The 22,181-nt window shown below is 70.6% G+C and carries 25 protein-coding genes, 1 tRNA gene and 1 pseudogene; 14 read left to right on the top strand and 13 right to left on the bottom strand.

Annotation, left to right across the window (positions count from 1 at the left end; translation table 11 throughout):
• Positions 1 to 4: 4 nt before the first annotated feature.
• Entirely contained in the window at positions 5 to 286 is a 282-nt protein-coding gene (locus tag B085_RS0139100; RefSeq protein WP_018564041.1) for a hypothetical protein, read from the bottom strand.
• Positions 287 to 639: 353 nt separating this feature from the next.
• On the opposite strand from B085_RS0139100, the gene B085_RS0139095 reads away from it, so the two are divergent.
• Both B085_RS0139095 and B085_RS0139090 read left to right on the top strand, forming a co-directional pair.
• Positions 640 to 2,961 (top strand): immune inhibitor A domain-containing protein, encoded by a 2,322-nt coding sequence (locus tag B085_RS0139095; protein WP_026251897.1) that lies wholly within the window; start codon positions 640 to 642, stop codon positions 2,959 to 2,961.
• A 75-nt stretch (positions 2,962 to 3,036) separates the two neighbouring features.
• A complete protein-coding gene (locus tag B085_RS0139090) occupies positions 3,037 to 3,354 on the top strand; it encodes a hypothetical protein (protein WP_018564039.1) in 318 nt (105 codons plus the stop codon).
• Positions 3,355 to 3,373: 19 nt separating this feature from the next.
• On the opposite strand, the gene B085_RS0139085 is transcribed toward B085_RS0139090, so the two are convergent.
• Positions 3,374 to 3,970, bottom strand: a complete 597-nt coding sequence (locus tag B085_RS0139085; protein WP_018564038.1) for an isochorismatase family protein — start codon at positions 3,968 to 3,970, stop codon at positions 3,374 to 3,376.
• 78 nt (positions 3,971 to 4,048) lie between these two features.
• Positions 4,049 to 5,383: a nicotinate phosphoribosyltransferase gene (locus B085_RS0139080; protein WP_026251896.1), complete on the bottom strand. Its 1,335-nt coding sequence runs from the start codon at positions 5,381 to 5,383 to the stop codon at positions 4,049 to 4,051.
• Between the two features lie 83 nt (positions 5,384 to 5,466).
• On the opposite strand from B085_RS0139080, the gene clpS reads away from it, so the two are divergent.
• The 8 genes from clpS to B085_RS0139040 all read left to right on the top strand — a co-directional run bounded on the left by clpS (position 5,467) and on the right by B085_RS0139040 (position 11,136).
• A complete protein-coding gene (gene clpS, locus B085_RS0139075) occupies positions 5,467 to 5,778 on the top strand; it encodes an ATP-dependent Clp protease adapter ClpS (protein ID WP_018564036.1) in 312 nt (103 codons plus the stop codon).
• Between the two features lie 52 nt (positions 5,779 to 5,830).
• Entirely contained in the window at positions 5,831 to 6,397 is a 567-nt protein-coding gene (locus B085_RS0139070; protein ID WP_018564035.1) for a DUF2017 domain-containing protein, read from the top strand.
• A gap of 304 nt (positions 6,398 to 6,701) precedes the next feature.
• Positions 6,702 to 8,138, top strand: a complete 1,437-nt coding sequence (locus B085_RS0139065) for an amino acid permease (protein WP_018564034.1) — start codon at positions 6,702 to 6,704, stop codon at positions 8,136 to 8,138.
• A 103-nt stretch (positions 8,139 to 8,241) separates the two neighbouring features.
• Positions 8,242 to 8,667 (top strand): Mov34/MPN/PAD-1 family protein, encoded by a 426-nt coding sequence (locus B085_RS0139060; protein WP_018564033.1) that lies wholly within the window; start codon positions 8,242 to 8,244, stop codon positions 8,665 to 8,667.
• A gap of 66 nt (positions 8,668 to 8,733) precedes the next feature.
• A complete protein-coding gene (locus tag B085_RS51800; RefSeq protein ID WP_018564032.1) occupies positions 8,734 to 8,838 on the top strand; it encodes a putative leader peptide in 105 nt (34 codons plus the stop codon).
• A gap of 62 nt (positions 8,839 to 8,900) precedes the next feature.
• Positions 8,901 to 9,206 (top strand): MoaD/ThiS family protein, encoded by a 306-nt coding sequence (locus B085_RS0139050; protein ID WP_018564031.1) that lies wholly within the window; start codon positions 8,901 to 8,903, stop codon positions 9,204 to 9,206.
• Positions 9,206 to 10,156 carry a PLP-dependent cysteine synthase family protein gene (locus tag B085_RS0139045; RefSeq protein ID WP_018564030.1) on the top strand — a complete coding sequence of 317 codons (951 nt, stop codon included), beginning with the start codon at positions 9,206 to 9,208 and terminating at the stop codon, positions 10,154 to 10,156. The genes B085_RS0139050 and B085_RS0139045 overlap by 1 nt, the downstream gene beginning before the upstream one ends.
• 227 nt (positions 10,157 to 10,383) lie before the next feature.
• Entirely contained in the window at positions 10,384 to 11,136 is a 753-nt protein-coding gene (locus B085_RS0139040; RefSeq protein ID WP_018564029.1) for an MBL fold metallo-hydrolase, read from the top strand.
• An 87-nt stretch (positions 11,137 to 11,223) separates the two neighbouring features.
• On the opposite strand, the gene B085_RS0139035 is transcribed toward B085_RS0139040, so the two are convergent.
• Positions 11,224 to 12,477, bottom strand: coding sequence for a PTS transporter subunit EIIC (locus B085_RS0139035; protein WP_018564028.1), 1,254 nt, complete (start codon positions 12,475 to 12,477; stop codon positions 11,224 to 11,226).
• A gap of 122 nt (positions 12,478 to 12,599) precedes the next feature.
• Positions 12,600 to 13,928 carry a PTS transporter subunit EIIC gene (locus B085_RS0139030; RefSeq protein WP_018564027.1) on the bottom strand — a complete coding sequence of 443 codons (1,329 nt, stop codon included), beginning with the start codon at positions 13,926 to 13,928 and terminating at the stop codon, positions 12,600 to 12,602.
• A gap of 139 nt (positions 13,929 to 14,067) precedes the next feature.
• On the opposite strand from B085_RS0139030, the gene B085_RS0139025 reads away from it, so the two are divergent.
• The 4 genes from B085_RS0139025 (at position 14,068) to rdgB (ending at position 16,224) form a co-directional block, all read left to right on the top strand.
• Positions 14,068 to 14,301: a glucose PTS transporter subunit EIIB gene (locus B085_RS0139025; RefSeq protein WP_018564026.1), complete on the top strand. Its 234-nt coding sequence runs from the start codon at positions 14,068 to 14,070 to the stop codon at positions 14,299 to 14,301.
• Positions 14,302 to 14,401: 100 nt separating this feature from the next.
• Positions 14,402 to 15,148 (top strand): ribonuclease PH, encoded by a 747-nt coding sequence (rph, locus tag B085_RS0139020; protein ID WP_018564025.1) that lies wholly within the window; start codon positions 14,402 to 14,404, stop codon positions 15,146 to 15,148.
• A 56-nt stretch (positions 15,149 to 15,204) separates the two neighbouring features.
• Positions 15,205 to 15,600 carry a hypothetical protein gene (locus tag B085_RS0139015; RefSeq protein ID WP_018564024.1) on the top strand — a complete coding sequence of 132 codons (396 nt, stop codon included), beginning with the start codon at positions 15,205 to 15,207 and terminating at the stop codon, positions 15,598 to 15,600.
• A 15-nt stretch (positions 15,601 to 15,615) separates the two neighbouring features.
• Positions 15,616 to 16,224 (top strand): RdgB/HAM1 family non-canonical purine NTP pyrophosphatase, encoded by a 609-nt coding sequence (gene rdgB / locus B085_RS0139010; RefSeq protein WP_018564023.1) that lies wholly within the window; start codon positions 15,616 to 15,618, stop codon positions 16,222 to 16,224.
• 52 nt (positions 16,225 to 16,276) lie between these two features.
• Here the strand turns inward: rdgB and B085_RS0139005 are convergent.
• From B085_RS0139005 to B085_RS45185, 8 genes and pseudogenes are all read right to left on the bottom strand, one after another.
• Positions 16,277 to 16,363 (bottom strand) — tRNA-Leu (locus B085_RS0139005).
• A gap of 48 nt (positions 16,364 to 16,411) precedes the next feature.
• A complete protein-coding gene (locus B085_RS0139000; RefSeq protein ID WP_018564022.1) occupies positions 16,412 to 17,080 on the bottom strand; it encodes an HNH endonuclease in 669 nt (222 codons plus the stop codon).
• Positions 17,077 to 17,721: an HNH endonuclease signature motif containing protein gene (locus tag B085_RS0138995; RefSeq protein WP_026251895.1), complete on the bottom strand. Its 645-nt coding sequence runs from the start codon at positions 17,719 to 17,721 to the stop codon at positions 17,077 to 17,079. The genes B085_RS0139000 and B085_RS0138995 overlap by 4 nt, the downstream gene beginning before the upstream one ends.
• A 138-nt stretch (positions 17,722 to 17,859) precedes the next feature.
• Positions 17,860 to 18,717, bottom strand: coding sequence for a fumarylacetoacetate hydrolase family protein (locus B085_RS0138990; RefSeq protein ID WP_018564020.1), 858 nt, complete (start codon positions 18,715 to 18,717; stop codon positions 17,860 to 17,862).
• Between the two features lie 58 nt (positions 18,718 to 18,775).
• Positions 18,776 to 19,447: a YidC/Oxa1 family membrane protein insertase gene (locus tag B085_RS0138985; protein ID WP_018564019.1), complete on the bottom strand. Its 672-nt coding sequence runs from the start codon at positions 19,445 to 19,447 to the stop codon at positions 18,776 to 18,778.
• A 107-nt stretch (positions 19,448 to 19,554) separates the two neighbouring features.
• Positions 19,555 to 19,866 carry a DUF6412 domain-containing protein gene (locus B085_RS0138980; RefSeq protein ID WP_018564018.1) on the bottom strand — a complete coding sequence of 104 codons (312 nt, stop codon included), beginning with the start codon at positions 19,864 to 19,866 and terminating at the stop codon, positions 19,555 to 19,557.
• 267 nt (positions 19,867 to 20,133) lie between these two features.
• Positions 20,134 to 20,283: pseudogene (locus B085_RS51320) on the bottom strand (sortase domain-bontaining protein); the annotation flags it as partial.
• 437 nt (positions 20,284 to 20,720) lie between these two features.
• Positions 20,721 to 22,028 carry a DUF445 domain-containing protein gene (locus B085_RS45185; protein ID WP_234018749.1) on the bottom strand — a complete coding sequence of 436 codons (1,308 nt, stop codon included), beginning with the start codon at positions 22,026 to 22,028 and terminating at the stop codon, positions 20,721 to 20,723.
• Positions 22,029 to 22,181 lie beyond the last annotated feature (153 nt).

Genomic DNA, 22,181 nt, shown 5'->3' with positions numbered 1-22,181 from the left:
GCGCTCAGCGCCGCAGCGAGTGCTCGCCCAGCCGCGCCTCGGCGGCGCCGCGGACGCGAGGGCGCGGGACCGGGTGCCGCTCGACGGGAGGTTCGCTCTTCGTGCGGCGCGTGCCGGCCGGGATCGCCGCCGTCACGGCGACCAGGACGCCGAGCGCCAGTCCCGCCGCGGCGATGACCGCCACCGCGACGCCCGATCTCGCCTCGGAGAGCAGCAGCATCGCGAGCGTGGAGAGCACCACGGTCGCGGAACCGTAGGTCAGCTGGGCGGGGGTGGGACGTGGCATGGCTGATCCGTCCTCATATGCGTCGGTTGTGGCGGAGCATCGGCCAGGGCCGTCTTCCGGTGGTTCGGACGCGGCACGCCAACCACCGACCCTACGGTGCGAGATGCCCGTACGGAACGCCTGGTAAGCGTGACCTAACCCACGGTGCGGAAGCACGGGGGGCGCACGGGGTCGCATCGCGATCTTCCCGGGCCCAACGATAATGCGGCAAAAGATACTTGCTCAGGCCGCAGTGTCCGCTATGTGCAACGGACCGGTCGCTCACCGTACTTGTCGGTCATGGCCAAGTCAAGATCTGTCTTTTCACGCGTCACTCCGGTGCAATGGCTTCACCCTAGGGAGGTCATTACATCGTGAAAAGCCAACGACGGACCATCAGATCCGCCGCTCTGGCCGTGGCGATCGCCGCGATAGGCGCCACCGCCTTCCCCGTCGCGGCAGCCCAGGCCGACTCGCAGGCCGATCGCGTCGTGCGCCACGACCCGGCCAAGGCGGAGCGTGTCGAGCACGATCTGAAGGGCCCGCTGAGCGAGCGTCAGGCGGCTCAGCGCCAGCAGGCGATCGAGCAGGTCATCACCGGCAAGTCCAAGGTCGAGGAGCGCGGCTCCTCGGACGTGGTCAAGCTGGGCAAGAACAAGTACGTCGAACTCGCGCGCGAGAAGACCGACAAGATCTTCGTGATCCTCGCGGAGTTCGGCACCAAGACCGACCCCGCGTACGGCGGCACGCCCGGTCCCGCGCACAACGAGATAGCCAAGCCCGACCCGCGCACGGACAACAGCACGGAGTGGCAGGCCGACTACAACCGGCAGCACTTCCAGGACATGTACTTCTCGAAGGCCAAGGACACGGAGTCCATGGCCAAGTACTACGAGAGGCAGTCCTCCGGCCGCTACTCGGTCGCCGGCGAGGTTGCCGACTGGGTCAAGGTCGACTGGAACGAGGCCCGGTACGGCAGCAACAAGTGCGACACCTGCACCTGGAACCTCGTCGCGGACGCCGTGAACAAGTGGGTCGCCGCGCGCAAGGCCGCCGGTGACAGCCCCGCCACGATCAAGGCGAAGCTGGCCGAGTACGACCAGTGGGACCGCTACGACTACGACGGCGACGGCAACTTCAACGAGTCCGACGGCTACATCGACCACTTCCAGATCGTGCACGCCGGCGAGGACGAGTCCGCCGGCGGCGGCGCCCAGGGCGAGGACGCGATCTGGGCCCACCGCTGGTACGCCTTCGGCACCGACGCCGGCGCCACCGGCCCCCAGGGCAACCCGCTCGGCGGCACCCAGATCGGCGACACCGGCGTCTGGGTCGGCGACTACACCGTCCAGCCGGAGAACGGCGGCCTCGGCGTCTTCGCCCACGAGTACGGCCACGACCTCGGTCTGCCGGACCACTACGACACCACCAACACCGCCGAGAACTCCACGGGCTTCTGGACGCTGATGTCGTCCGGTTCGTGGCTGGGCACCGGCAAGGACGCCATCGGCGACCTGCCCGGCGACATGACGGCCTGGGACAAGCTGCAGCTGGGCTGGCTGAACTACGCCACCGCCAAGGCCGGCAAGATCTCGGCCACCACCCTGGGTGTCGCGGAGTACAACACCGCGAAGAAGCAGGGCCTGGTCGTCACGCTGCCGAAGAAGACCGTGACCACCGCGCTGGCGGCCCCGGCCGAGGGCGCGAAGCAGTGGTGGAGCGGCAAGGGCAACGACCTGAGCAACACGCTCACCCGCGACGTCGACCTCACCGGAAAGACCTCGGCGAGCCTGTCCCTCAAGGGCTGGTACGACATCGAGGAGAACTACGACTACCTCTACACCGAGGTGTCCACCGACGGCGGCTCCACCTGGACCGCCCTCGACGGCACCATCGGCGGCGCCCCGCTCCCGCGCGACGCCAGCGACAAGCCCGCCCTGACCGGCACCGCGGCCTCCTACCAGGACATGGTGCTCCCGCTGGACGCGTACGCGGGCCAGTCGGTCAAGCTGCGCTTCCGCTACCAGTCCGACGGCGGCGTGGCCCAGAAGGGCTTCCTCGCCGACGCGATCACCCTGACCGCCGACGGCGCGACCGTGTTCAGCGACGGCGCCGAGTCCGGTGACAACGGCTGGACCGCGAAGGGCTTCTCGGCCAAGGGCGCCACGTTCTCCGAGGACTACGCGCAGTACTACATCGCGGAGAACCGGCAGTACGTCTCCTACGACAAGACCCTGAAGGTCGGCCCGTACAACTTCGGCTGGGCCGCCCCCAAGGACAACTGGGTCGAGCACTACGCGTACCAGAACGGCCTGCTGATCTGGCTGTGGGACACCTCGCAGGACGACAACAACGTCAGCGAGCACGCCGGTTCCGGCCGGATCCTCCCGATCGACGCCCACCCCAAGGCGCTGAAGTGGGCGGACGGCACGGTCATGCGCAACCGCATCCAGGCCTACGACTCCACGTTCACCAAGGCCGGCACCGACGCGATCACCCTGCACAACAAGGGTGTCGCCACCAAGATCGCGAGCCAGCCGGGTGTCTCGGTCTTCGACGACAAGAACTCCTACTGGTCGTCGGCGAACCCCACCGGCAGCGTGAAGGTCTCCCCGACCAACACGCGCATCACGATCCTTCACGAGGCCAAGGACGGCAGCACCGTCACCCTCCTGGTCAGCCCCTCCAAGAAGTGATCACGCGCCACCCGAAGTGACCTGATCGGCCCCCGTCCCCTGGTGGACGGGGGCCGATCCGCTCACCATGTGCGTATGGCCAGCGGCGGTTTCACCAGGCTTCCCAGCGGCGTCGTCGTCGTGGCCCTCCGGTTGCCCTCGCCCGGCGGGGCCCCGGACGAGTACATAAGGGTCCTCGTCGTCGCGGTCAACCGGCAGCGCGCGCTGACCCGCCTGCGCAACCTGGGCTTTCGCGCCGCCCGCCTCGTCGGCAACATGGAGCCGCCGACGTCCGACGAGATCAACGCCGTCCTCCACCACCCCGACGGCCTCGTCTGGCGCCGCATCCCCTCGGCCCCCGCCGCCGCCTGGCAGTCGATCGCGGCACTGCTGGGCCCGACCGTCCGCCGCTGAACCCGGGGAGTCCCGGGCGTCAGGCCTGTTCGCGGACGACCGGCTCCCCGGACAGTTCGGCGCCGGCCGCGCGCAGCTCCTCCAGCGCCCGCTCGGTCGTCGCCGCCATGACACCCGCGGTCAGGTCGAGCAGCACCCGGGTGCGGAAGCCCTCCCGCACGGCGTCCAGCGCGGTCGCCCGTACGCAGTGGTCGGTGGCGATGCCGACCACGTCGACCTCGGCCACGTGGCGTTCGCGCAGCCACTGGGCCAGCCCGGTGCCGTTCTCGTCGGCGCCCTCGAAACCGCTGTACGCACCCGCGTACGCGCCCTTGTCGAAGACCGCCTCCACCGCGCCGGAGGCGACCGCCGGCGCGAAGTTGGGGTGGAAACCGACCCCCTCGGTGCCCGCGACGCAGTGCCGCGGCCAGGTGTGGACGAAGTCTGGGCGCTCGGCGAAGTGGCCGCCGGGGGAGACGTGGTGGTCGCGGGTGGCCACGACGTGCTGGTAGCCGGCCGCGGCGTCGCCGACGAGGTCGGTGATGGCGGCGGCGACCTCGGCGCCGCCGGCGACCGCCAGGCTGCCGCCCTCGCAGAAGTCGTTCTGCACGTCCACGACGATCAGTGCGCGGTGCATGGCCTTCGGTCCTTTCCCGTCGATGTCGCTTGGCGACCGCGGTGAGCGGCGCCCCGCGGCGGCGGACGCCGCCGCGGGTCAGTGGGTGATGTACTCGGTGTGCAGCACCGGCTCGCCGCGCGACAGCTGGTTCGCGGACAGCGGCAGTCCGGCGCGGGTCTCGATGTGGCGGGTGCGGGCGGCGTCCAGCGGCTCCCGGTGCACAATGTCGCCGCCCAGCACCAGCGGCACCAGCAGCTGCCGGTCCGCCAGCGGCCCCGGCACCGGCCCGGTGCCGATCACCTCGGCCTCGGCGACCCCGTCGGCGTCCAGCCGCCGGGCCGCCCACTTGCGCCCGCCGATGCTGGTCTTGCCGCCCATGGACTTCTTGGCGACCGGCACCAGCGGCGCGTCGGGGTCGTCGGAGGTGGCGCGGGCGACCAGCTTGTAGACCATCGAGCAGGTCGGCTGCCCGCTGCCGGTCACCAGGGAGGTGCCGACCCCGTACGCGTCGACCGGCGCCGCGGCCAGTGAGGCGATCGCGTACTCGTCCAGGTCGGAGGTCACCACGATCCGGGTGTTCTTCGCCCCCAGGTCGTCCAGCTGCTGCCGGACCCGGTGGGCGAGCAGCAGCAGGTCCCCGGAGTCGATGCGCACCGCCCCGAGCTCCGGTCCGGCGATCTCCACTGCGGCGCGGACGGCCGACGCCACGTCGAAGGTGTCGACCAGCAGGGTGGTGCCGCGGCCGAGCGACTCGACCTGGGCGCTGAAGGCGTCCCGCTCGTCGTCGTGGAGCAGGGTGAAGGCGTGCGCGCTGGTGCCGATGGTCGGCAGGCCGTAGCGGAACCCGGCGGCCAGGTTGCTGGAGGAGGCGAAGCCCCCGACGTAGGCGGCGCGGGAGGCCGCCACCGCGGCCAGCTCGTGGGTGCGGCGGGCACCCATCTCCATCAGCGGCCGGCCCGCCGCGGCCACGGCCATCCGGGAGGCGGCGGCCGCGATCGCCGAGTCGTGGTTGAGGATCGACAGCACCACCGTCTCCAGCAGCACCGCCTCGGCGAAGGTTCCCTCGATCCGCATGATCGGCGAACCGGGGAAGTACACCTCCCCCTCGGGATAGCCGAGGATGTCGCCGCGGAAGCGGTAGTCGGCCAGCCACTCCAGGGTGGGACCGTCCACCACGCGCTCCCGCTCCAGGAAGGACAGGATGCGGTTGTCGAAGCGGAAGTTCTCCACCGCGTCCAGCACCCGGCCGGTGCCGCACACGACCCCGTACCGCCGCCCCTCGGGCAGCCGGCGGGTGAACACCTCGAACACCGAACGGCGGTGGGCGGCGCCGCTGCGCAGCGCGGCCTGCAGCATCGTCAGCTCGTACCGGTCGGTGAACAGCGCGGTGGAGGGGACCATGACGGGCAGCCCCAGGTCTGCAGTGCTCATGTCTGAGGATGCTACCCCCAACTCTCGTCAGAGTGACGATTTCTCGGGGGCCGGTTTCCCTGCGGGCACCGTCTGGTGACAGCATGGGTCACGTGAGTGTCGCCCCCGCAGAGATCGAACGGACCGAGTCGCGCGAGGCCCCCTTCGAGGCGCCGTCACCGGACGTTCCCTGGGTGACTGTCGTCCACAACGACCCGGTCAATCTGATGAGCTACGTGACCTATGTCTTCCAGGCGTACTTCGGCTACCCGAAGGACAAGGCCACCAAGCTCATGCTCGACGTGCACCACAAGGGCCGTGCCGTGGTGTCCAGCGGCACGCGCGAGGAGATGGAGCGCGACGTGCAGGCCATGCACGGTTACGGGCTGTGGGCCACTCTGACGCAGGACCGCTGAGGCCGCGAGACCACCGAGACCACCGAGCCCCTGAGGGACGGCTGATACAGACATGCCCGGGTACTTCCAGACCGCTGCCGCAGGCGGCGCCGCCGTCGCGCTCGACGAGGTCGAGATCTCCATCCTGCGCAGCCTGGCCGTGCAGCTCCTGGAACTGATCGGCCCCGGCGAACCCGCCGGCGGCGCCGAGCCGGCCGACCCGCTGGCCGAACTGTTCGCCGAGGGCCCCACCCGGCCGCCGCAGGACCCGGCGCTCGCCCGGCTGTTCCCGGACGCCTACGAGGAGGAGGCGGACTCCTCGGACTTCCGCCGCTACACCGAGATCGACCTGCGCGCCCGCAAGCGCGACGACGCCCTCGCCGTCGTCCGCAGCCTCGACGCGCTCACCCCCGGCGGCGACGGGGGAGCGGTGCTGACCCTCGACACCGCGCAGGCGCGCCAGTGGCTCGGCACCCTCAACGACCTGCGGCTGACCATGGGGACCCGCCTCGAGGTCAGCGACGACGAGGACAGCGAGCTGTACCGGCTGCCGGACTCCGACCCGCGCAAGCCGCTCGTCATGGCCTACCTCTGGCTCGGAGCGCTCCAGGAGAGCCTCGTGGAGACCCTCATGCCGTGATCCGCGAGGGCGTCCGTTCGCTCAGACGACGCTCAATTCCGGATAACGATCACGTCACCCCACCCGACCGCATTCCCATTCGGCGCACCTTTTGTCTGCTTCTCCTTGTGTCGTGTGCCACATTTGCGCTGCGTGCCCGGCGCACACCCCGTGATACGAATCCTCGACCACCGGCCGTGACGCCACCCCTGTCGCGGTCGGTCGCGTGGCCGGCTGACCCCGGCGTGCACCTCCACCATCCGGGGGGATCGGAACCCGATCCGGGCCGCCACGGCCGGACGGGCATGGAGAAAGGCACAGCACCATGACCTCGACGCAGGTCGAGCAGTACGAATCCGGCGGCGGCGCCACGGGGATCGCGCCGGAAGAGGGCTACAAGCGCGGACTCAGCGCCCGTCAGGTCCAGATGATCGCGATCGGCGGCGCCATCGGCACCGGCCTGTTCTACGGCTCCAGCACCGGCATCGCCGCCATCGGGCCCAGCCTGATCGCCTGCTACGCGGGCGCCGGCATCGTCATCTTCTTCATCATGCGGGCCCTCGGCGAGCTCCTCACCTACCGTCCCACCTCCGGCAGCTTCGCCGACTACGCCCGCGAGTTCTTCGGGCCGTTCGCGGGCTTCGCCACGGGCTGGTCGTACTGGGCCCTGTGGGTCACCGCCTGCATGTCCGAGGTCACCGTCGCGGGCGCCTACATCAACTTCTGGTGGCCGTCGGTCCCGGTCTGGTCCACCGCCGCGGCCGCCCTCGTGGTGCTGTTCGTCGCCAACCTCGTCTCCGTCAAGATCTTCGGCGAGCTGGAGTTCTGGTTCTCCACGATCAAGGTCACCGCGATCATCGCGATGATCGTCATCGGTGTCGGCATCCTGACCTTCGGCTTCTCCTCCGCAGGCGACACCGCCTCCGTCACCCACCTGTGGGCCGACGGCGGCTTCGCCCCCAGTGGCGCCTGGCAGGCCATGCTCGCCATGCAGGGCGTGATCTTCGCCTACCTCGGCGTCGAACTCGTCGGCATCACCGCCGGCGAGGCGGAGAACCCCAAGCAGACCCTGCGCAAGGCGATCAACACCCTCCCGGTCCGCATCGGCGTCTTCTACGTCGGCACGCTGATCGTCCTGCTGTCGGTCTTCTCCTGGACCAGGTACACCCCGGGCGTCAGCCCCTTCGTCCAGGTCTTCGTCCAGGTCGGCATCCCCGGCGCCGCGGGCATCATGAACTTCGTGGTCCTCACCGCCGCCCTGTCCTCCTGCAACTCCGGCATCTACTCCACCGGCCGCATGCTGCGCGGCCTGGCCGTCAACGGCGAGGCCCCCAAGGCCGTGGCGAAACTCAGCGACCGGCAACTCCCGCTGCCCGCCCTGGTCATGTCCACCCTCGTCATGGGCATCGGCGTGATCGTCAACGTCGTCTCCCCGGGCAAGGCGTTCGTCTACATCACCTCCGTCGCGACCTGCGCCGGCCTGTGGACCTGGATCATGATCCTCGCCGCGCACCTGCGCTACCGCGCCAGGGTCCGCGCCGGCCTGCTGCCCCCCTCCGACTTCCGCATGCCGGGCGCACCGGTCACCAACTGGATCGCCATCGTGGCGCTGCTGTCCGTCGTCGTCCTGATGGCGACCGACGCCGACACCCGCCTCGGCCTGTACGTGTGGCTCGTCTGGTCCGCCGTGCTCTGCACCGGCTACCTGGTCCTCAGGCGCCGCGCCCCCGGCGACGCCGCCGCGGCCCCCGCCCGGGGATAGCCCCGGGGGACCCCGTCCGAGCCGGCGGCCGCCGTACACCCCCGTACGGCGGCCGCCGCCCTCGCAACGGGGCCCGAACGCGCACCCCTTTATCCTGACGACCATGCTGACCATCACCCGTGCCCTGCACGACGCACTCGTCGCCCACGCGCGCGCCGACCACCCGGACGAGGCCTGCGGAGTGATCGCGGGACCGGCCGGCGCCGGCCGGCCCGAACGGCACATCCCGATGCTCAACGCGGCCCGCTCACCCACGTTCTACGAGTTCGACTCCACCGACCTGCTGAGGCTCTACCGCGAACTCGACGACCGCGACGAGGAGCCGGTGGTCATCTACCACTCCCACACCGCCACCGAGGCCTACCCCTCGCGCACCGACATCTCCTACGCCAACGAGCCCGGCGCCCACTACGTGCTGGTCTCCACCGCCGACACCGACGACGCCGGCCCCTTCCAGTTCCGCTCGTTCCGCATCCTGGACGGCGAGGTCACCGAGGAGCCCGTCGAGATCGTCGACTCCTACATCTGAGACGTCACGGTCCGTATCGTGGGACGCCCATCTCTGGAGCCCCGGGGGAATCGATACGATGACCCCATGGTTTCCCTCGACGTGAGCAACAAGGCGCCGGGCACGCTGCTCGTGGCGCGGCTGCACGTCGACCTGTGCCGCCTCGCCAGCGCGGCATGTCCGTGCGCCTGAGCACCGCCAGCCCGCGCATCCCCGCCTTCCCGCCGTACTCACGCACCCCTTGGAGCCGACGCATGGCCATCGAGGTCCGCATCCCGACCATCCTCCGCACCTACACCGGCGGCGCCAAGGCCGTCGAAGGCAGCGGCAGCACCCTCGACGAACTCCTCGCCGACCTCGACACCCGTCACGCCGGCATCCGCGAGCGGATCGTCGACGCGGGCGAACTGCGGCGCTTCGTGAACGTCTACCTCAACGACGAGGACGTCCGCTTCCTCGACGGCATCGCCACCAAGCTCACCGACGGCGACAGCGTCACCATCCTCCCGGCCGTCGCGGGCGGCAGCGGCCTGCCGGCCGACCGCGTCGGCGGGCGCTGATGCGGTACGACAGCCCGCTGGCAGCCGTCGGCAACACCCCGCTGGTACGGCTGCCGCGCCTGTCCCCCTCCGCCGAGGTCTCCGTCTGGGCCAAGCTGGAGGACCGCAACCCCACCGGCTCCGTCAAGGACCGCCCGGCCCTGCACATGATCGAGCAGGCCGAGCGCGCCGGGCGCCTCACCCCCGGCTGCACCATCCTGGAACCCACCTCCGGCAACACCGGCATCTCCCTCGCCATGGCGGCCAGGCTCAAGGGCTACCGCATGGTCTGCGTCATGCCCGAGAACACCTCGTCCGAGCGGCGCGAGCTGCTCACGATGTGGGGCGCCGAGATCATCCCCTCCCCGGCCGCGGGCGGCTCCAACACCGCCGTACGCGTCGCCAAGGAACTCGCCGCCGAGCACCCCGACTGGGTGATGCTCTACCAGTACGGCAACCAGGACAACGCCGGCGCCCACTACGCCGGCACCGGTCCCGAGATCCTCGCCGACCTCCCCTCCGTCACCCACTTCGTCGCCGGACTCGGCACCACCGGCACCCTCATGGGCGTCGGCCGCTACCTGCGCGAGAAGGTACCCGGCGTGCGGATCGTCGCCGCCGAGCCCCGCTACGACGACCTCGTCTACGGACTGCGCAACCTCGACGAGGGCTTCATCCCCGAGCTCTACGACGAGTCCGTCCTCACCACCCGCTTCTCCGTCGGCTCCGAGGACGCCGTCCGCCGCACCCGCGAACTGCTCCAGCAGGAGGGCATCTTCGCGGGCGTCTCCACCGGAGCCGTCCTGCACGCCGCCCTCGGCGTGGCCCGCAAGGCCGAACGCGCCGGAGAACACGCCGACATCGTGTTCGTCGTCGCCGACGGCGGCTGGAAGTACCTGTCGACCGGCATCTACACCGCCGAGTCGACCGAGGCGGCCGTCGCCGCCCTGCACGGCCAGCTCTGGGCCTGACCCTCCCTCCACGGCGCCCTCGACCCGTCGGACTTCCGGCGACGAGGGCGCCGTACTGGTGATTCCGCCCACAACGGGGCTCCGCGGAGGAGCAGGCGCACGCCGTGCGCCTTACGCTCAAGGCACATGGCGGGTCGCTCCCGCCCCTCCCCCCTCCCCCTGCGGAGCGGGGGCGTCGTGGCGCGCCACCGCAAGACCCCCGGAACAATCCACGGAGGTTTCTGCACATGAAGCTCACCGTCGTCGGCTGCTCGGGTTCGTTCCCGTCCGCGGAATCGGCCTGCTCGAGCTACCTCATCGAGGCCGACGGCTTCAGGCTGCTCCTCGACATGGGCAACGGTGCCCTCGGCGAGCTGCAGCGCCACTGCGGTCTCTACGACCTCGACGCCATTCTGCTCAGCCATCTGCACGCCGACCACTGCATCGACATGTGCGTGTACTTCGTCGCCCGCTACTACCGGCACGAGGGCGGTCCCGCCCACGCCATCCCCGTCTACGGGCCCGAGGGCACCGAGCGGCGGCTGGCCGGCGCGTACGGGGACGTGCCCGACGAGAAGTGCATGAGCGAGGTCTTCGACTTCCGCACCCTCGAACCCGGCACCTTCCGCCTCGGCCCCTTCACCATCACGGCGGACGTCGTCAGCCACCCCGTCGAGGCGTACGGCTTCCGTGTCGAGCACGCCGGTCGCGCCATCACCTATTCGGGTGACACCGGTCCCTGCGACGCGCTGCAGACCCTCACCGAGGGCACCGACCTCTTCCTGTGCGAGTCCTCCTTCACGTACGGCAAGGAGGACATCCCCGATCTGCACCTCAACGGCCGCGAGGCCGGCCAGTACGCGGACCGGGCGGGCGCCGGGCGCCTGGTGCTCACCCACATCCCGCCGTGGACCGACCCGCGGATCGCCCTCGAACACGCCCGCGAGGTCTACGACGGCCCGGTCGAGGTGGCGAAGGCCGGCGCGGTCTACGAGGTCTGAGCGTCCCGCTCCCACGCCCTCCCCGAGCAGCACGAAGCCCCCGGAACCAGACGGTTCCGGGGGCTTCGACGTGTGCGGCGCCCGGCGCTACGCCTTGATGAGATCCTCGATCTCCTCCTCGGGCTCGCGGCCCGGGGTGGGGAGGTTGAACCTGGTGATCGCGAAGCGGAAGACCACGTAGTAGACGGCCGCGAACACCAGGCCGATAGGGATGATCAGCCATGGCTTGGTCGACAAGTTCCAGTTGAGCAGGTAGTCGATGGCACCGGCCGAGAACGTGAAGCCCGTGTGCACCCCGAAGGCCCAGGTCACGGCCATGGAGACCGCCGTGAGGACCGCGTGGATCGCGTACAGCAGCGGAGCGATGAACATGAAGGAGAACTCGATCGGCTCGGTCACACCGGTCACGAAGGAGGTCAGCGCCAGCGAGAGCATCATGCCCATGACGGCCTTGCGGCGCTCCGGGCGGGCCGTGTGCGCGATGGCCAGGGCGGCGGCCGGGAGGCCAAACATCATGATCGGGAAGAAGCCGGTCATGAACTGTCCGGCGTGAGGGTCGCCGGCGAAGAAGCGGGTCAGGTCGCCGTGGACGACGGTGCCCGCGGAGTTGGTGAAGTCACCCAGCTGGAACCAGGCCACCGAGTTCACGAACTGGTGCATGCCGACGGGGATCAGGCCACGGTTGATCAGGCCGAACAGCGCAGCGCCGAAGGAGCCGAGATCGGTCATCCACTCGCCGAAGCTGCTGATGCCCTCACCGATGGGCTCCCACACCAGACCGAAGAAGACGCCGACCAGGACGCCGACGAACGCCATGATGATCGGCACCAGCCGGCGGCCGTTGAAGAAGCCGAGCCAGTCCACCAGCCGCTTGCGGTGGTAGCGCTGCCACAGGACGGCGGACAGCAGGCCCATGATGATGCCGCCGAGGACGCCGGGATTGTTGTAGGTGGCCGCTACGTCGGCGCCTGCCTGAACCTTGGCCTCGGTGACCGGGAAGGCCTTGAGCACGTTGCTGTAGACCAGGAAGCCGACCACCGCGGCGAGCGCGGTCGAACCGTCGGCCTTCTTGGCGAAGCCGATCGCGACGCCGATGCAGAACAGCAGCGGCAGGTTGTCGAACACGGCACCGCCGGCGGTCGCGAACACCGACGCGACCTTGTCCCAGCCGAGACCGTCCGCGCCGAACACGTCGGGCTGGCCGAGACGGAGCAGAATGCCCGCCGCCGGCAGGACGGCGATCGGCAGCTGCAGGCTGCGGCCGACCTTCTGCAGGCCCTGGAAAAGGCCGGAGCCCCGCTTCTTCGCTGCGGGGGCCGCCGACGCGGTGGCGGTTGTCATGGGGGGGGTCCTCCTGGTCTAAACCACCGAGTGGTGTAGACCAGTATTAACACGTAAGCAACGCGTCAAGGAAAGCCTCCTCCGATGTGGTCTAGACCACAATCCCGAGCGTGGCCCCCCGGCTACGGCTTGACGTTGTCCCGTTCCATCCCCTCCGCGACCTCCTCCGGCTCACGCCCCGGCGTCGCCAGGTCGAACCTGGTGATCACGAAGCGGAACAGCGCGTAGTACACCGCCGCGAAGACCAGCCCGATGGGGGCGATCAGCCACGGCTTCGTCGCCAGGTTCCAGTTGATGACGTAGTCGATCAGCCCCGCCGAGAACGTGAACCCGTCGTGCACGCCCAGGCCCCACGTCACCGCCATGGACACCCCGGTCAGCACCGCGTGGATCGCGTACAGCGCCGGCGCGATGAAGAGGAACGAGTACTCGATCGGCTCGGTGATGCCCGTCACGAACGAGGTCAGCGCCACCGACAGCATCAGCCCCCCGACCTCCTTGCGGCGGGACGGGCGCGCGCAGTGCGTGATGGCGAGGGCCGCGGCCGGCAGGGCGAACATCATGATCGGGAAGAACCCCGAGGTGAACTGCCCGGCCGTCGGGTCACCCTGCAGGAAGCGGTTGATGTCCCCGTGCACCACCGTCCCGTCCGGCTTGGTGAAACTGCCGAACTGGAACCACACGAAGACATTGAGGAACTGGTGCAGCCCCACCGTCAGCAGCGCCCGGTTCGCCACCCCGAAGATCCCCGCCCCGTACGAGCCGAGGTCCGTGAGCCACTGGCTGAACGCGGTGAGCCCGGCGCCGACCGGCGGCCAGACGAACACGCACAGCACCGCGAAGACGATCGCGACGAACGCCATGACGATCGGCACGAGCCGGCGCCCGTTGAAGAAGCCCAGCCAGTCCACCAGCTTCGTGCGGTGGTAGCGCTGCCAGAAGAAGGCGGTCAGCAGCCCGATCACGATCCCGCCGAACACCCCCGGGTTCTGGTACGCCGCGGGCGCCGCCTCCGCCGGCGTCCCCGGCGGGATGCACGCCCCGCTGATGGTGCTCGTCGCCAGGAAGACCGTCCCCTTCGGGCAGTCCTGCGGGAACTGGTGCAGCACCCCGTAGTAGACGAGGAAACCCGCGACCGCGGCCAGCGCCGTCGAGCCGTCGGCCTTCTTCGCCATGCCGATCGCGACACCCACCGCGAACAGCAGCGGCAGCCCCAGCGAACCGTCCAGCAGGGCGCCGCCCGCGCCGTCGAAGACATCGGCCACCGCGTTCCAGCCCAGGCCCTGGGGGCCGAAGACGTCGTCCTGGCCCAGCCGGTTCAAGATGCCCGCCGCCGGCAGCACCGCGATCGGCAACTGCAGACTGCGCCCCATCTTCTGCAGCCCCTGGAACAGCACGGAACCCCGTGTCCGGCTCGGACGCGGGGCGGCCGCGGCAGCGTCCGAACCCATGGGAGCACCTCCCGGCAGGTAATGTGGTGTAGACCAGTTGCGGCGCGGCTGGGACACTCATGCATCCCCGCGAAACCGGTCCACCACTGCATTACGGTGTGAAATCGGACCGAACGGCCGAGACCAACCAGGAGTACAGATGGCCAGCAAGGCAGAGAAGATCGTCGCCGGGCTCGGCGGGCTCGACAACATCGAAGAGGTCGAGGGCTGCATCACCCGTCTCCGCACCGAGGTCAAGGACGCCTCGCTCGTCGACGAGGCCGCGCTCAAGGCCGCCGGAGCCCACGGCGTCGTCAAGATGGGCACCGCCATCCAGGTCGTCATCGGCACCGACGCCGACCCCATCGCCGCCGACATCGAGGACATGATGTGACCCGGCACTGACCGCCGGACCACCCCCCCACCTCACCCGCAAGGGGCCCGTTCCCGAACCGGCACGGGCCCCGGGCCGCGCTACGACTAGGCTCGACGCCATGTCTCGTATCGACGGCCGCACCCCCGAAGAGCTCCGCCCCGTCACCATCCAGCGCGGCTGGAGCAAGCACGCCGAAGGATCCGTCCTCGTCTCCTTCGGCGACACCAAAGTCCTCTGCACCGCCTCCGTCACCGAGGGCGTCCCCCGCTGGCGCAAGGGCAGTGGCGAAGGCTGGGTCACCGCCGAGTACGCCATGCTGCCCCGCTCCACCAACACCCGCGGCGACCGCGAGTCCGTCCGCGGCAAGATCGGCGGCCGCACCCACGAGATCAGCCGCCTCATCGGCCGCTCCCTGCGCGCCGTCATCGACTACAAGGCGCTCGGCGAGAACACCGTCGTCCTCGACTGCGACGTCCTCCAGGCCGACGGCGGCACCCGCACCGCCGCCATCACCGGCGCCTACGTCGCCCTCGCCGACGCCGTCACCTGGATGCACGGCCGCAAACTCGTCCGCGCCAAGGCCCAGCCCCTCAACGGCACCGTCAGCGCCGTCAGCGTCGGCATCATCGACGGCATCCCCATGCTCGACCTCTGCTACGAGGAGGACGTCCGCGCGGAGACCGACATGAACGTCGTCTGCACCGGCGACGGCCGCTTCGTCGAGGTCCAGGGCACCGCCGAGGGCCAGCCCTTCGACCGCAAGGAACTCAACAACCTCCTCGACCTCGCCGTCGCCGGCTGCGCCGAACTCGACGCACTCCAACGCGCCGCCCTCGTCGAACTCGAACAGATCGCCAAGGGCTGACAAAGAAAAGGTCTGCAAAGCGCAACTTCAGGACGGCGCGGTGCGTAAGTAAAGGTATGCACCCACGCACCCGCCGTCTCGCGGCGCTCGCCATCGCGGCCGCCCTCGGCACCACCGCCCTCATCGGCTGCAGCGCCGTCGACGCCGTCGACAAAGCCCTCGACTGCGCCAACGTCGCAGCCCAGGTCGCCACCGACGTCCAGAACCTGCAGAACGCCGTCAGCAACGCCGGCAACAGCCCACAGGACGCCGCCAACGCCCTCGACCAGATCGCCGACCACCTCGCGGACCTCGGCGACAAGACCGGCAACGCCGACGTCAACACCGCCGTCGACAACCTCCAACAGGCCGTCGAGAACGCACAGAAGGCCGCCGAGAACGGCGACGTCCCCGACATCACCCCCGTCGCCGACGCCGCATCCGAACTCTCCAAGGTCTGCACCCCCGGCTGACGGGATAATCGGACCATGCCGCACACCCGCCTGGTCCTCGCCACCCGCAACGCCCACAAGGTCGCCGAACTCCACGCCATCCTGAACGACGCCGGACTCGGCGTGGAGCTCGTCGGCGCCGGCGCCTACCCCGAAATCCCCGACATCCGCGAGACCGGCGTCACCTTCGCCGAGAACGCCCTCCTCAAGGCCCACGCCCTCGCCCAGGCCACCGGCCTCCCCGCCGTCGCCGACGACTCCGGCCTCTGCGTCGACATCCTCGGCGGCGCCCCCGGCATCTTCTCCGCCCGCTGGGCCGGCAAGCACGGCGACGACCGCGCCAACCTCGAACTCCTCCTCGCCCAGCTCTCCGACATCGACACCCCGCACCGCGCCGCCCACTTCATGTGCGCCGCCGCCCTCGCCCTCCCCGACGGCACCGAACGCGTCGTCGAGGGCCGCCTCCTGGGCACACTGCGCTTCGAACCGCACGGCACGAACGGCTTCGGCTACGACCCGATCCTCCAGCCGCTGGGGGAGTCCCGGACCTGCGCCGAACTCACCGCGGAGGAGAAGAACGCCATCAGCCACCGCGGCCAGGCATTCCGGGCGCTGGTGCCGGTGGTGCGGGAACTGGTGGGATGAGTGCGTGAGGACGTGGCCTGCGCATCCAATCCTTGGATTCGCAGGCCACGAGTGGTGCGGCGGAAGGGATTCGAACCCTCAAGCCCGATCAAGGGCCACAGATCCTAAGTCTGCCGCGTCGCCGTTGCGCCACCGCCGCTAGCCGCCACCCATGGTAACGGGTGGCGGCTGCGGGAACGCATACGGTTTACCGGGTCGGTGGGCGCCTGCCTCCCCGGCACCATGTGTCGGTGACGGCATGGCAGTTCGGGCAGAGCAGACGTAGGTTCTCCGCCCGGTCGTCCAACCGGTCGCCGTTGATGTGATCCACTTCCAACGTCAACGGCCTGCCGTGCCAGCTTTCGCCGGTGCCGCACTGTGCGCACTGGGAGGGTGTGCCGATTTCGGCGAGGGCCCTCCGCAGCAATACGGCTTTGGTGCGGTAGCCGTCGGTGCGTGCGACCAGGATGGCGGCCGCGGGCTTCCTGGCGTTGGGTCCGTTCCTGTTGCCGTGTGCCTGTCCCAGGAAGTGGTGGGTGTCCAGACCGTCCGCGGCCAGCCATGCGCGGAGCATGGCGCGCGTGCGGGTGTTGTCCGGTCTATCGAGCCGGCGGAGGGTTTCGGCCACGGAGACGGAATGTGCCACTGCCGCGCGGAGTTCCTCGTGCGTGGGGCGGGGGCGCTTGCGGCCCCTGCCGGAAGAGGGCCTGTGGAAGTGGGAGACGTCGATGCCGAAGTCCCCGAACCGCTTCTCCAGGTAGGGGTGCAGCTTTCCGTAGGGGGTCCTGCCGAGGAACGCCACGACTTCCCTCATGGAGTGGCATCTTTCAGCAGCCGCCTCGAGCAGTTCGCGCGTGTACGGGGCCCCGGCGCTCACCGGACCACGCCCCGGTCGCGTCGTTTGCCTCGGCCCCGGTAGGTGTCGGTCGTCGCGTGACAGTTGGGGCAGAGCAGGCGGAGATTGGCCAGGCGGTTGTCCCGCCAGTTGCCGTCCAGGTGGTCGACCTCCAGGGACAGCGGGCGACCGCACCACATGGGATCGGTTCCGCAGAGGGCGCAGCGCTCCGCGATGCCGCGGGCCAGCATCGCCCGCTTGAGCCGGTCGCTGTGCACGCGACGGGCCGTGTCCGTCTCTTGTTTGACCAGGATCTCCTTATGTGTCCGTCGACCGGGGCCACGAGGCCGGGTCGCGAAGTGCGAGGTGTCGATGCCGAATCCGCGAATGCGACGGCTGATGTGCGTGTGCTGTCCGCCGACGGCCTCCACGCCGAGGCGGCGCAGCACTTCGTACATGTTGGCCGATGCGGCGACTGCTTCGGCGAGGAGCTCACGGGTCCAGCGACCGCCCTCGCGTTCGAAGTGCGAGGTGTCCACGCCCATGCGTCTCATCCGCTCCCGCAGGTAACAGCGCGTCGGACTCCTGGGGTCAACGCCCAGTTTCGTCAGCATCTCCGACAGCGTCCGTGACGACGCCGCCGTCTCCGTCAGCAGTTCACGGGTGTAGGGGCTTGCGGGCATTGATATCCCCTCATGCGATCGCGTGTTGCACTTTCGCACGTTTTAACGACCCGCTTGTACGACGGTTACGCCGACCGGGATACGCCGAAGGGCGCCCGGCGTGTCGCGCCGGGCGCCCTTCGGCGTGAGCGGAGGAGGCTACGCGTCCTTGAGGGCCTGGCGCTGGTGGCCGAGGCCGTCGATCTCGAGCTCGACGACGTCGCCGGCCCGGAGGTAGGGCTTGGGCTCGGGGCGGCCGAGGGCGACGCCGGCCGGGGTGCCGGTGTTGATGACGTCGCCGGGGTAGAGGGTCATGAACTGGCTGACGTAGCGGACGACTTCGGCGACCGGGAAGATCTGCTCGGCCGTGGTGCCGTCCTGCTTGAGGTCGCCGTTGACCCACAGCCGCAGGCCCAGCGCCTGGGGGTCGGGGATCTCGTCGGCGGTGACCAGCCAGGGGCCGAGGGGGTTGAAGGTCTCACAGTTCTTGCCCTTGTCCCACTGGCCGCCGCGCTCGATCTGGAAGGCGCGTTCGGACACGTCGTGGGAGACGGCGTAGCCGGCCACGGCGGCGAGGGCCTCGGCCTCGTCGGCGGCGTAGCGCAGTTCGCGGCCGATGACGACGGCGAGTTCGACCTCCCAGTCGGTCTTGAGGCTGCCGCGGGGGACGAGGACGGTGTCGTCGGGGCCGACGACGGTGTCGGGGGCCTTCATGAAGAGGATGGGCTCTTCGGGGACGGCGGCGCCGGTCTCGCGGGCGTGGTCGTGGTAGTTGAGGCCGATGCAGACGATCTTGCCGATGCGGCCGAGCGGGGGGCCGACGCGCAGGTCCGCGGGGTCGAGGGCGGGGAGGGTGCCGTCGGCGGCCGCGGTGCGGATGCGGGTGAGGGCGTCCGTGTCGGCGAGCAGGGGGCCGTCGATGTCGGGGGTGAGGGCGGACAGGTCGCGCAGGGTGCCGTCCTGGTCGAGCAGGGCCGGGCGTTCGGCTCCGGCGTGGCCGACTCGCAGCAGCTTCACAAGACTCTCCGGGTGTGGTCGGGGGTGGCGGTGGTCAGGGCCTTGGCCGTGTGGGGCGTCATGTCCGATGGGGGCGGTCATCGGAGGTCTTGGCTGATCCTCCAGCGGCGGGGGTGGCGTCCGCAACCCCTTGACCATGGTGTGGACGGTGGAGCCAGGCGCGTTCGGCGGCGGTCCAGGCGGTGGAGGTGGCGATGTAGAGCCCGGCGGCCGGGGGGACGAGCGCGGCGGTGACGAGGGTGCCGAAGGAGAGCAGGGGGAGGTGCTTGGCGAGGCCTTCGGCCTCGGGGGCGGCCTTGCGGGCGCGGCGGTAGGTCCAGCAGGCGACGGCGGCGACCGCGACGAGGACGGCGGCGTGCAGGGCGCCGGCCTCGGTGGCGGCGATCCGGGCGGTGGAGGAGGCGTGGTAGAGCACGAAGAAGGCGGGGAGTTGCAGGAGGGTCGGCAGGATGCCGGCGAAGGGGGAGGAGTCTTCCCGGGTGTGGAGGGCGGTGAGGGCGCGCTGGAGTTCCCGGGGGTCGTGCGCGTGCTTGCGGCGCAGTTCGGCGACGCGTGGGGCGAGGGCGGCGCGGGCCTTCTCGCCGCGGGCGGCGGCGCGGGCGAGGGGGTGGAGGGCGAGGCGTACGAGGAGGGTGACGAGGACGATCGCGGCGGCGGGTGCCGCGGCGTGTCCGGTGAGGGGGGTGAGGGCGTGGGTGAGGCGGAGCAGGGCGTGCGTGAACACGGACATGGGGGTGGGACCCTCCGCGGGTGTCGTCGTGCCGGTCGGAATGGGCGCGGCGTGACGGGGCGCGGTGGGGCAGCGGATGCCGTGGTGCGGTGGCGGTGGTGTTGCCCCTAGGCGGCCGTCGGGAAGGGGCGGCCGGGGGCCCTGGGGCGTGGGCGGCCGGAGGCGTCGGGGTCGCGCTGGGGGAGGAAGGCGGTGCGGTGTTCGCGGTCGCGCAGCGCGGTGCGGACGCGTCCGCGGGGTACGGGGGCCGCGGTGGCCGAGAGGCGGAGGGCGCTGCCGAGCAGGAGGGCGACGGCGGCGGTGGTCGCGGCGGCGGCGACGGTGGCGGTGAGGCCGGTGTGGGTGAGCAGGAGGCCGGTGAGCAGGAGCAGGAGTGCGCTGCCGTGCAGGCGTGCGGCTGCGGCGGTGCTGCGGATCACTCGGGCTGCTCCTTTCGTTCGTTCCGCTGGGGATGACGTACGGGGGGTCAGCGTGGTTCCGCGGCGGCGAGTCCGCCCCGGACGACGAGGCGGTGGGTGGAGGTGAGTTCGGGGGTGCAGGTGGTGAGGGTGATGTAGTGGCCGGGGCAGGTCAAGTGGCGGCGGGGGTGGACGGTGCTGTGGGGGACCGGGGGCGGTGGTGCGGGGGATGGTCTGCCGGACGGCGTAGGTGTGGCGCGTGGTGGCCGTTTCGACGACGAGGGTGTCGCCGCCGGGTCGGAGGCGGTCGATGCGGCGGAAGGGTTCGCCGTGGGTGTTGCGGTGGCCGGCGAGGGCGAAGTCGCCGGGTCGTCCGGGCTGGGCGGTGTTCGGGTGGTGGCCGGCGTATCCGTGGTCGAGGACCTTGGTGCGGTTGATGCCCTCGGCGATGGGGGCGGTGACGCCGATGCGGGGATGCGGAGGACGGCGTAGGCCTGGGAGAGCCGCTTGGTGCCGGTGCCGGTGCGGGTGCGGGTGCCGGTGCGGGTGCGGCCGGTGGTGCGGGTGTGGTTGGCGGGGGCGGCGCGGCTGCCGGCCACGGATTGGTCCGATGTCTCTGGGGTGGGGTGGCGGGGGTGCCGGCGCGGCCCCATCGGCGTTCCAGGGTGGTCACGCGGTCCACGAGCAGCAGCAGGACGGCGCCGAGGGTGAGGGCGGCTTCGCCGGCGCCCCACGGCGCGCGTCCGTGCCGGCGTGGCGGGGGCGCGGCGTGGCGGGGGTGGAGGTGGGGGTGGGGGCGGGCATGCCGGCACGGTAGATGACGCAGCGTCAGATCCCCGGGCTCGCGGCCCCGCCCGCATCGCGCCTCGGCCCCGCTACCCCGCGAAGAGCCGGGACACGGAGTAGATGACCAGACCCGCCAGGGCGCCGACGACGGTGCCGTTGATCCGGATGAACTGCAGGTCGCGTCCGACGTTGGCCTCGATCTTGCGGGTGGTCTGCTCCGGGTCCCAGCCGGCGATGGTGTCGGTGATCAGCGCGGTGATCTCGTCCCGGTAGGTGGTGACCACATAGACGGCGGCGTCCTCCAGCCAGCCGTCGATCTTGGCGGTCAGCCGGGGGTCCTCCGTCATCCGCGCGCCCAGGGACAGCAGTGAGGCCCGGGCACGCAGCCGCAGTTCGCTGCGTTCGTCCTCGGCCGCGGCGACGATCATGCCGCGGACCGATCCCCACGCGGACTCGATGAGGTCCTGGACCTCGTTGCGGGCGATCAGGTCCTTCTTGAGCCGCTCGACGCGGGCACGGGTGTCGGGGTCGGACTGCAGCTCGTCGGCGAAGTCGGCCAGGAAGCGGTCGATCGCCTCGCGGGCGGGGTGCTCCGGCATGTCCCGCATCTCCGCGGTGAAGCGCACGAGTTCCTTGTAGACGCGTTCGCCGACCCGGCGGTCCACGAAGCGCGGGGTCCAGCCGGGGGCGCCGCCCTGGACGGCGTGCATCACCGAGTCGGAGTGCTCGACCAGCCAGTCGTGGGCGCGGATGCAGACCAGGTCGACCACCCGCCGGTGCCCGCCGTCGGCGACGACGCGCTCCAGCATCTTCCCTATGCCGGGGGCGATCTCCTGGGCGTCGGCGCGCCGGGTGATGGCCTCGCCGACCACTGCCTGGACGTCCGAGTCGCGCAGCACGGTCAGGGCGCCGCGCAGCGCCGCGGCGCCCTGTTCGGTGACGCGGTCGGCGTGCTCGGGGTGTTCCAGCCAGGTGCCGAGGCGCCGGGCGATGCCGACCTTGCGCAGCCGGGTGCGGACGACCTGCGGGGACAGGAAGTTCTCGCCGACGAAGTCGCCGAGGGTGCGGCCGAGCGCGTCCTTCTTCGTGGGGATGATCGCGGTGTGCGGGATGGGCAGGCCGAGGGGCCTGCGGAAGAGCGCGGTCACCGCGAACCAGTCGGCGAGCGCGCCGACCATGCCCGCCTCGGCGGCCGCCGCTACATAGCCGGACCACGCGCCGGCCCCCGCCGACTCGGCCCATCTGGCCAGCGCGTAGAGCGCGGTGGCCACCAGCAGCAGGCCGGTGGCGATCACCTTCATACGTCGTACGCCGCGCCGCCGGCCCTCGTCGGCGGGGCTGTACGAGAACGCCGGAGTCGGGTCTTGGTCCGATCCGGTCACCGGAGCCGTTTTCATCCGCCGCATCCACTCCTTCCGCGTATCGTCCACACCACACTCTTCGAGTGGAACGAACAACGAGTTCCCGGCGTCCGACAATGCAGACGGGCAGGCCCGACGCCTCCATGGGATCATGGCGGCAGCGGATCGCGCCGGTTTCCCGCCCTTTGA

The organism is Streptomyces sp. BoleA5, assembly GCF_000373665.1.
GTDB lineage: Bacteria > Actinomycetota > Actinomycetes > Streptomycetales > Streptomycetaceae > Actinacidiphila.
Note: the sequence above shows the minus strand (reverse complement) of the source record. Positions and strands in the feature narration are given on the sequence as shown.

Excerpts from the sequence above, each read along its gene's own strand:
- B085_RS0139100 (WP_018564041.1), bottom strand. The coding sequence starts at position 286 with ATGCCACGTCCCACCCCCGCCCAGCTGACCTACGGTTCCGCGACCGTG.
- B085_RS0139090 (WP_018564039.1), top strand. The coding sequence starts at position 3,037 with ATGGCCAGCGGCGGTTTCACCAGGCTTCCCAGCGGCGTCGTCGTCGTG.
- B085_RS0139085 (WP_018564038.1), bottom strand. The coding sequence starts at position 3,970 with ATGCACCGCGCACTGATCGTCGTGGACGTGCAGAACGACTTCTGCGAG.
- B085_RS0139080 (WP_026251896.1), bottom strand. The coding sequence starts at position 5,383 with ATGAGCACTGCAGACCTGGGGCTGCCCGTCATGGTCCCCTCCACCGCG.
- clpS (WP_018564036.1), top strand. The coding sequence starts at position 5,467 with ATGGGTCACGTGAGTGTCGCCCCCGCAGAGATCGAACGGACCGAGTCG.
- B085_RS0139070 (WP_018564035.1), top strand. The coding sequence starts at position 5,831 with ATGCCCGGGTACTTCCAGACCGCTGCCGCAGGCGGCGCCGCCGTCGCG.
- B085_RS0139065 (WP_018564034.1), top strand. The coding sequence starts at position 6,702 with ATGACCTCGACGCAGGTCGAGCAGTACGAATCCGGCGGCGGCGCCACG.
- B085_RS0139060 (WP_018564033.1), top strand. The coding sequence starts at position 8,242 with ATGCTGACCATCACCCGTGCCCTGCACGACGCACTCGTCGCCCACGCG.
- B085_RS51800 (WP_018564032.1), top strand. The coding sequence starts at position 8,734 with ATGGTTTCCCTCGACGTGAGCAACAAGGCGCCGGGCACGCTGCTCGTG.
- B085_RS0139050 (WP_018564031.1), top strand. The coding sequence starts at position 8,901 with ATGGCCATCGAGGTCCGCATCCCGACCATCCTCCGCACCTACACCGGC.
- B085_RS0139045 (WP_018564030.1), top strand. The coding sequence starts at position 9,206 with ATGCGGTACGACAGCCCGCTGGCAGCCGTCGGCAACACCCCGCTGGTA.
- B085_RS0139040 (WP_018564029.1), top strand. The coding sequence starts at position 10,384 with ATGAAGCTCACCGTCGTCGGCTGCTCGGGTTCGTTCCCGTCCGCGGAA.
- B085_RS0139035 (WP_018564028.1), bottom strand. The coding sequence starts at position 12,477 with ATGACAACCGCCACCGCGTCGGCGGCCCCCGCAGCGAAGAAGCGGGGC.
- B085_RS0139030 (WP_018564027.1), bottom strand. The coding sequence starts at position 13,928 with ATGGGTTCGGACGCTGCCGCGGCCGCCCCGCGTCCGAGCCGGACACGG.
- B085_RS0139025 (WP_018564026.1), top strand. The coding sequence starts at position 14,068 with ATGGCCAGCAAGGCAGAGAAGATCGTCGCCGGGCTCGGCGGGCTCGAC.
- rph (WP_018564025.1), top strand. The coding sequence starts at position 14,402 with ATGTCTCGTATCGACGGCCGCACCCCCGAAGAGCTCCGCCCCGTCACC.
- B085_RS0139015 (WP_018564024.1), top strand. The coding sequence starts at position 15,205 with ATGCACCCACGCACCCGCCGTCTCGCGGCGCTCGCCATCGCGGCCGCC.
- rdgB (WP_018564023.1), top strand. The coding sequence starts at position 15,616 with ATGCCGCACACCCGCCTGGTCCTCGCCACCCGCAACGCCCACAAGGTC.
- B085_RS0138995 (WP_026251895.1), bottom strand. The coding sequence starts at position 17,721 with ATGCCCGCAAGCCCCTACACCCGTGAACTGCTGACGGAGACGGCGGCG.
- B085_RS0138985 (WP_018564019.1), bottom strand. The coding sequence starts at position 19,447 with ATGTCCGTGTTCACGCACGCCCTGCTCCGCCTCACCCACGCCCTCACC.
- B085_RS45185 (WP_234018749.1), bottom strand. The coding sequence starts at position 22,028 with ATGAAAACGGCTCCGGTGACCGGATCGGACCAAGACCCGACTCCGGCG.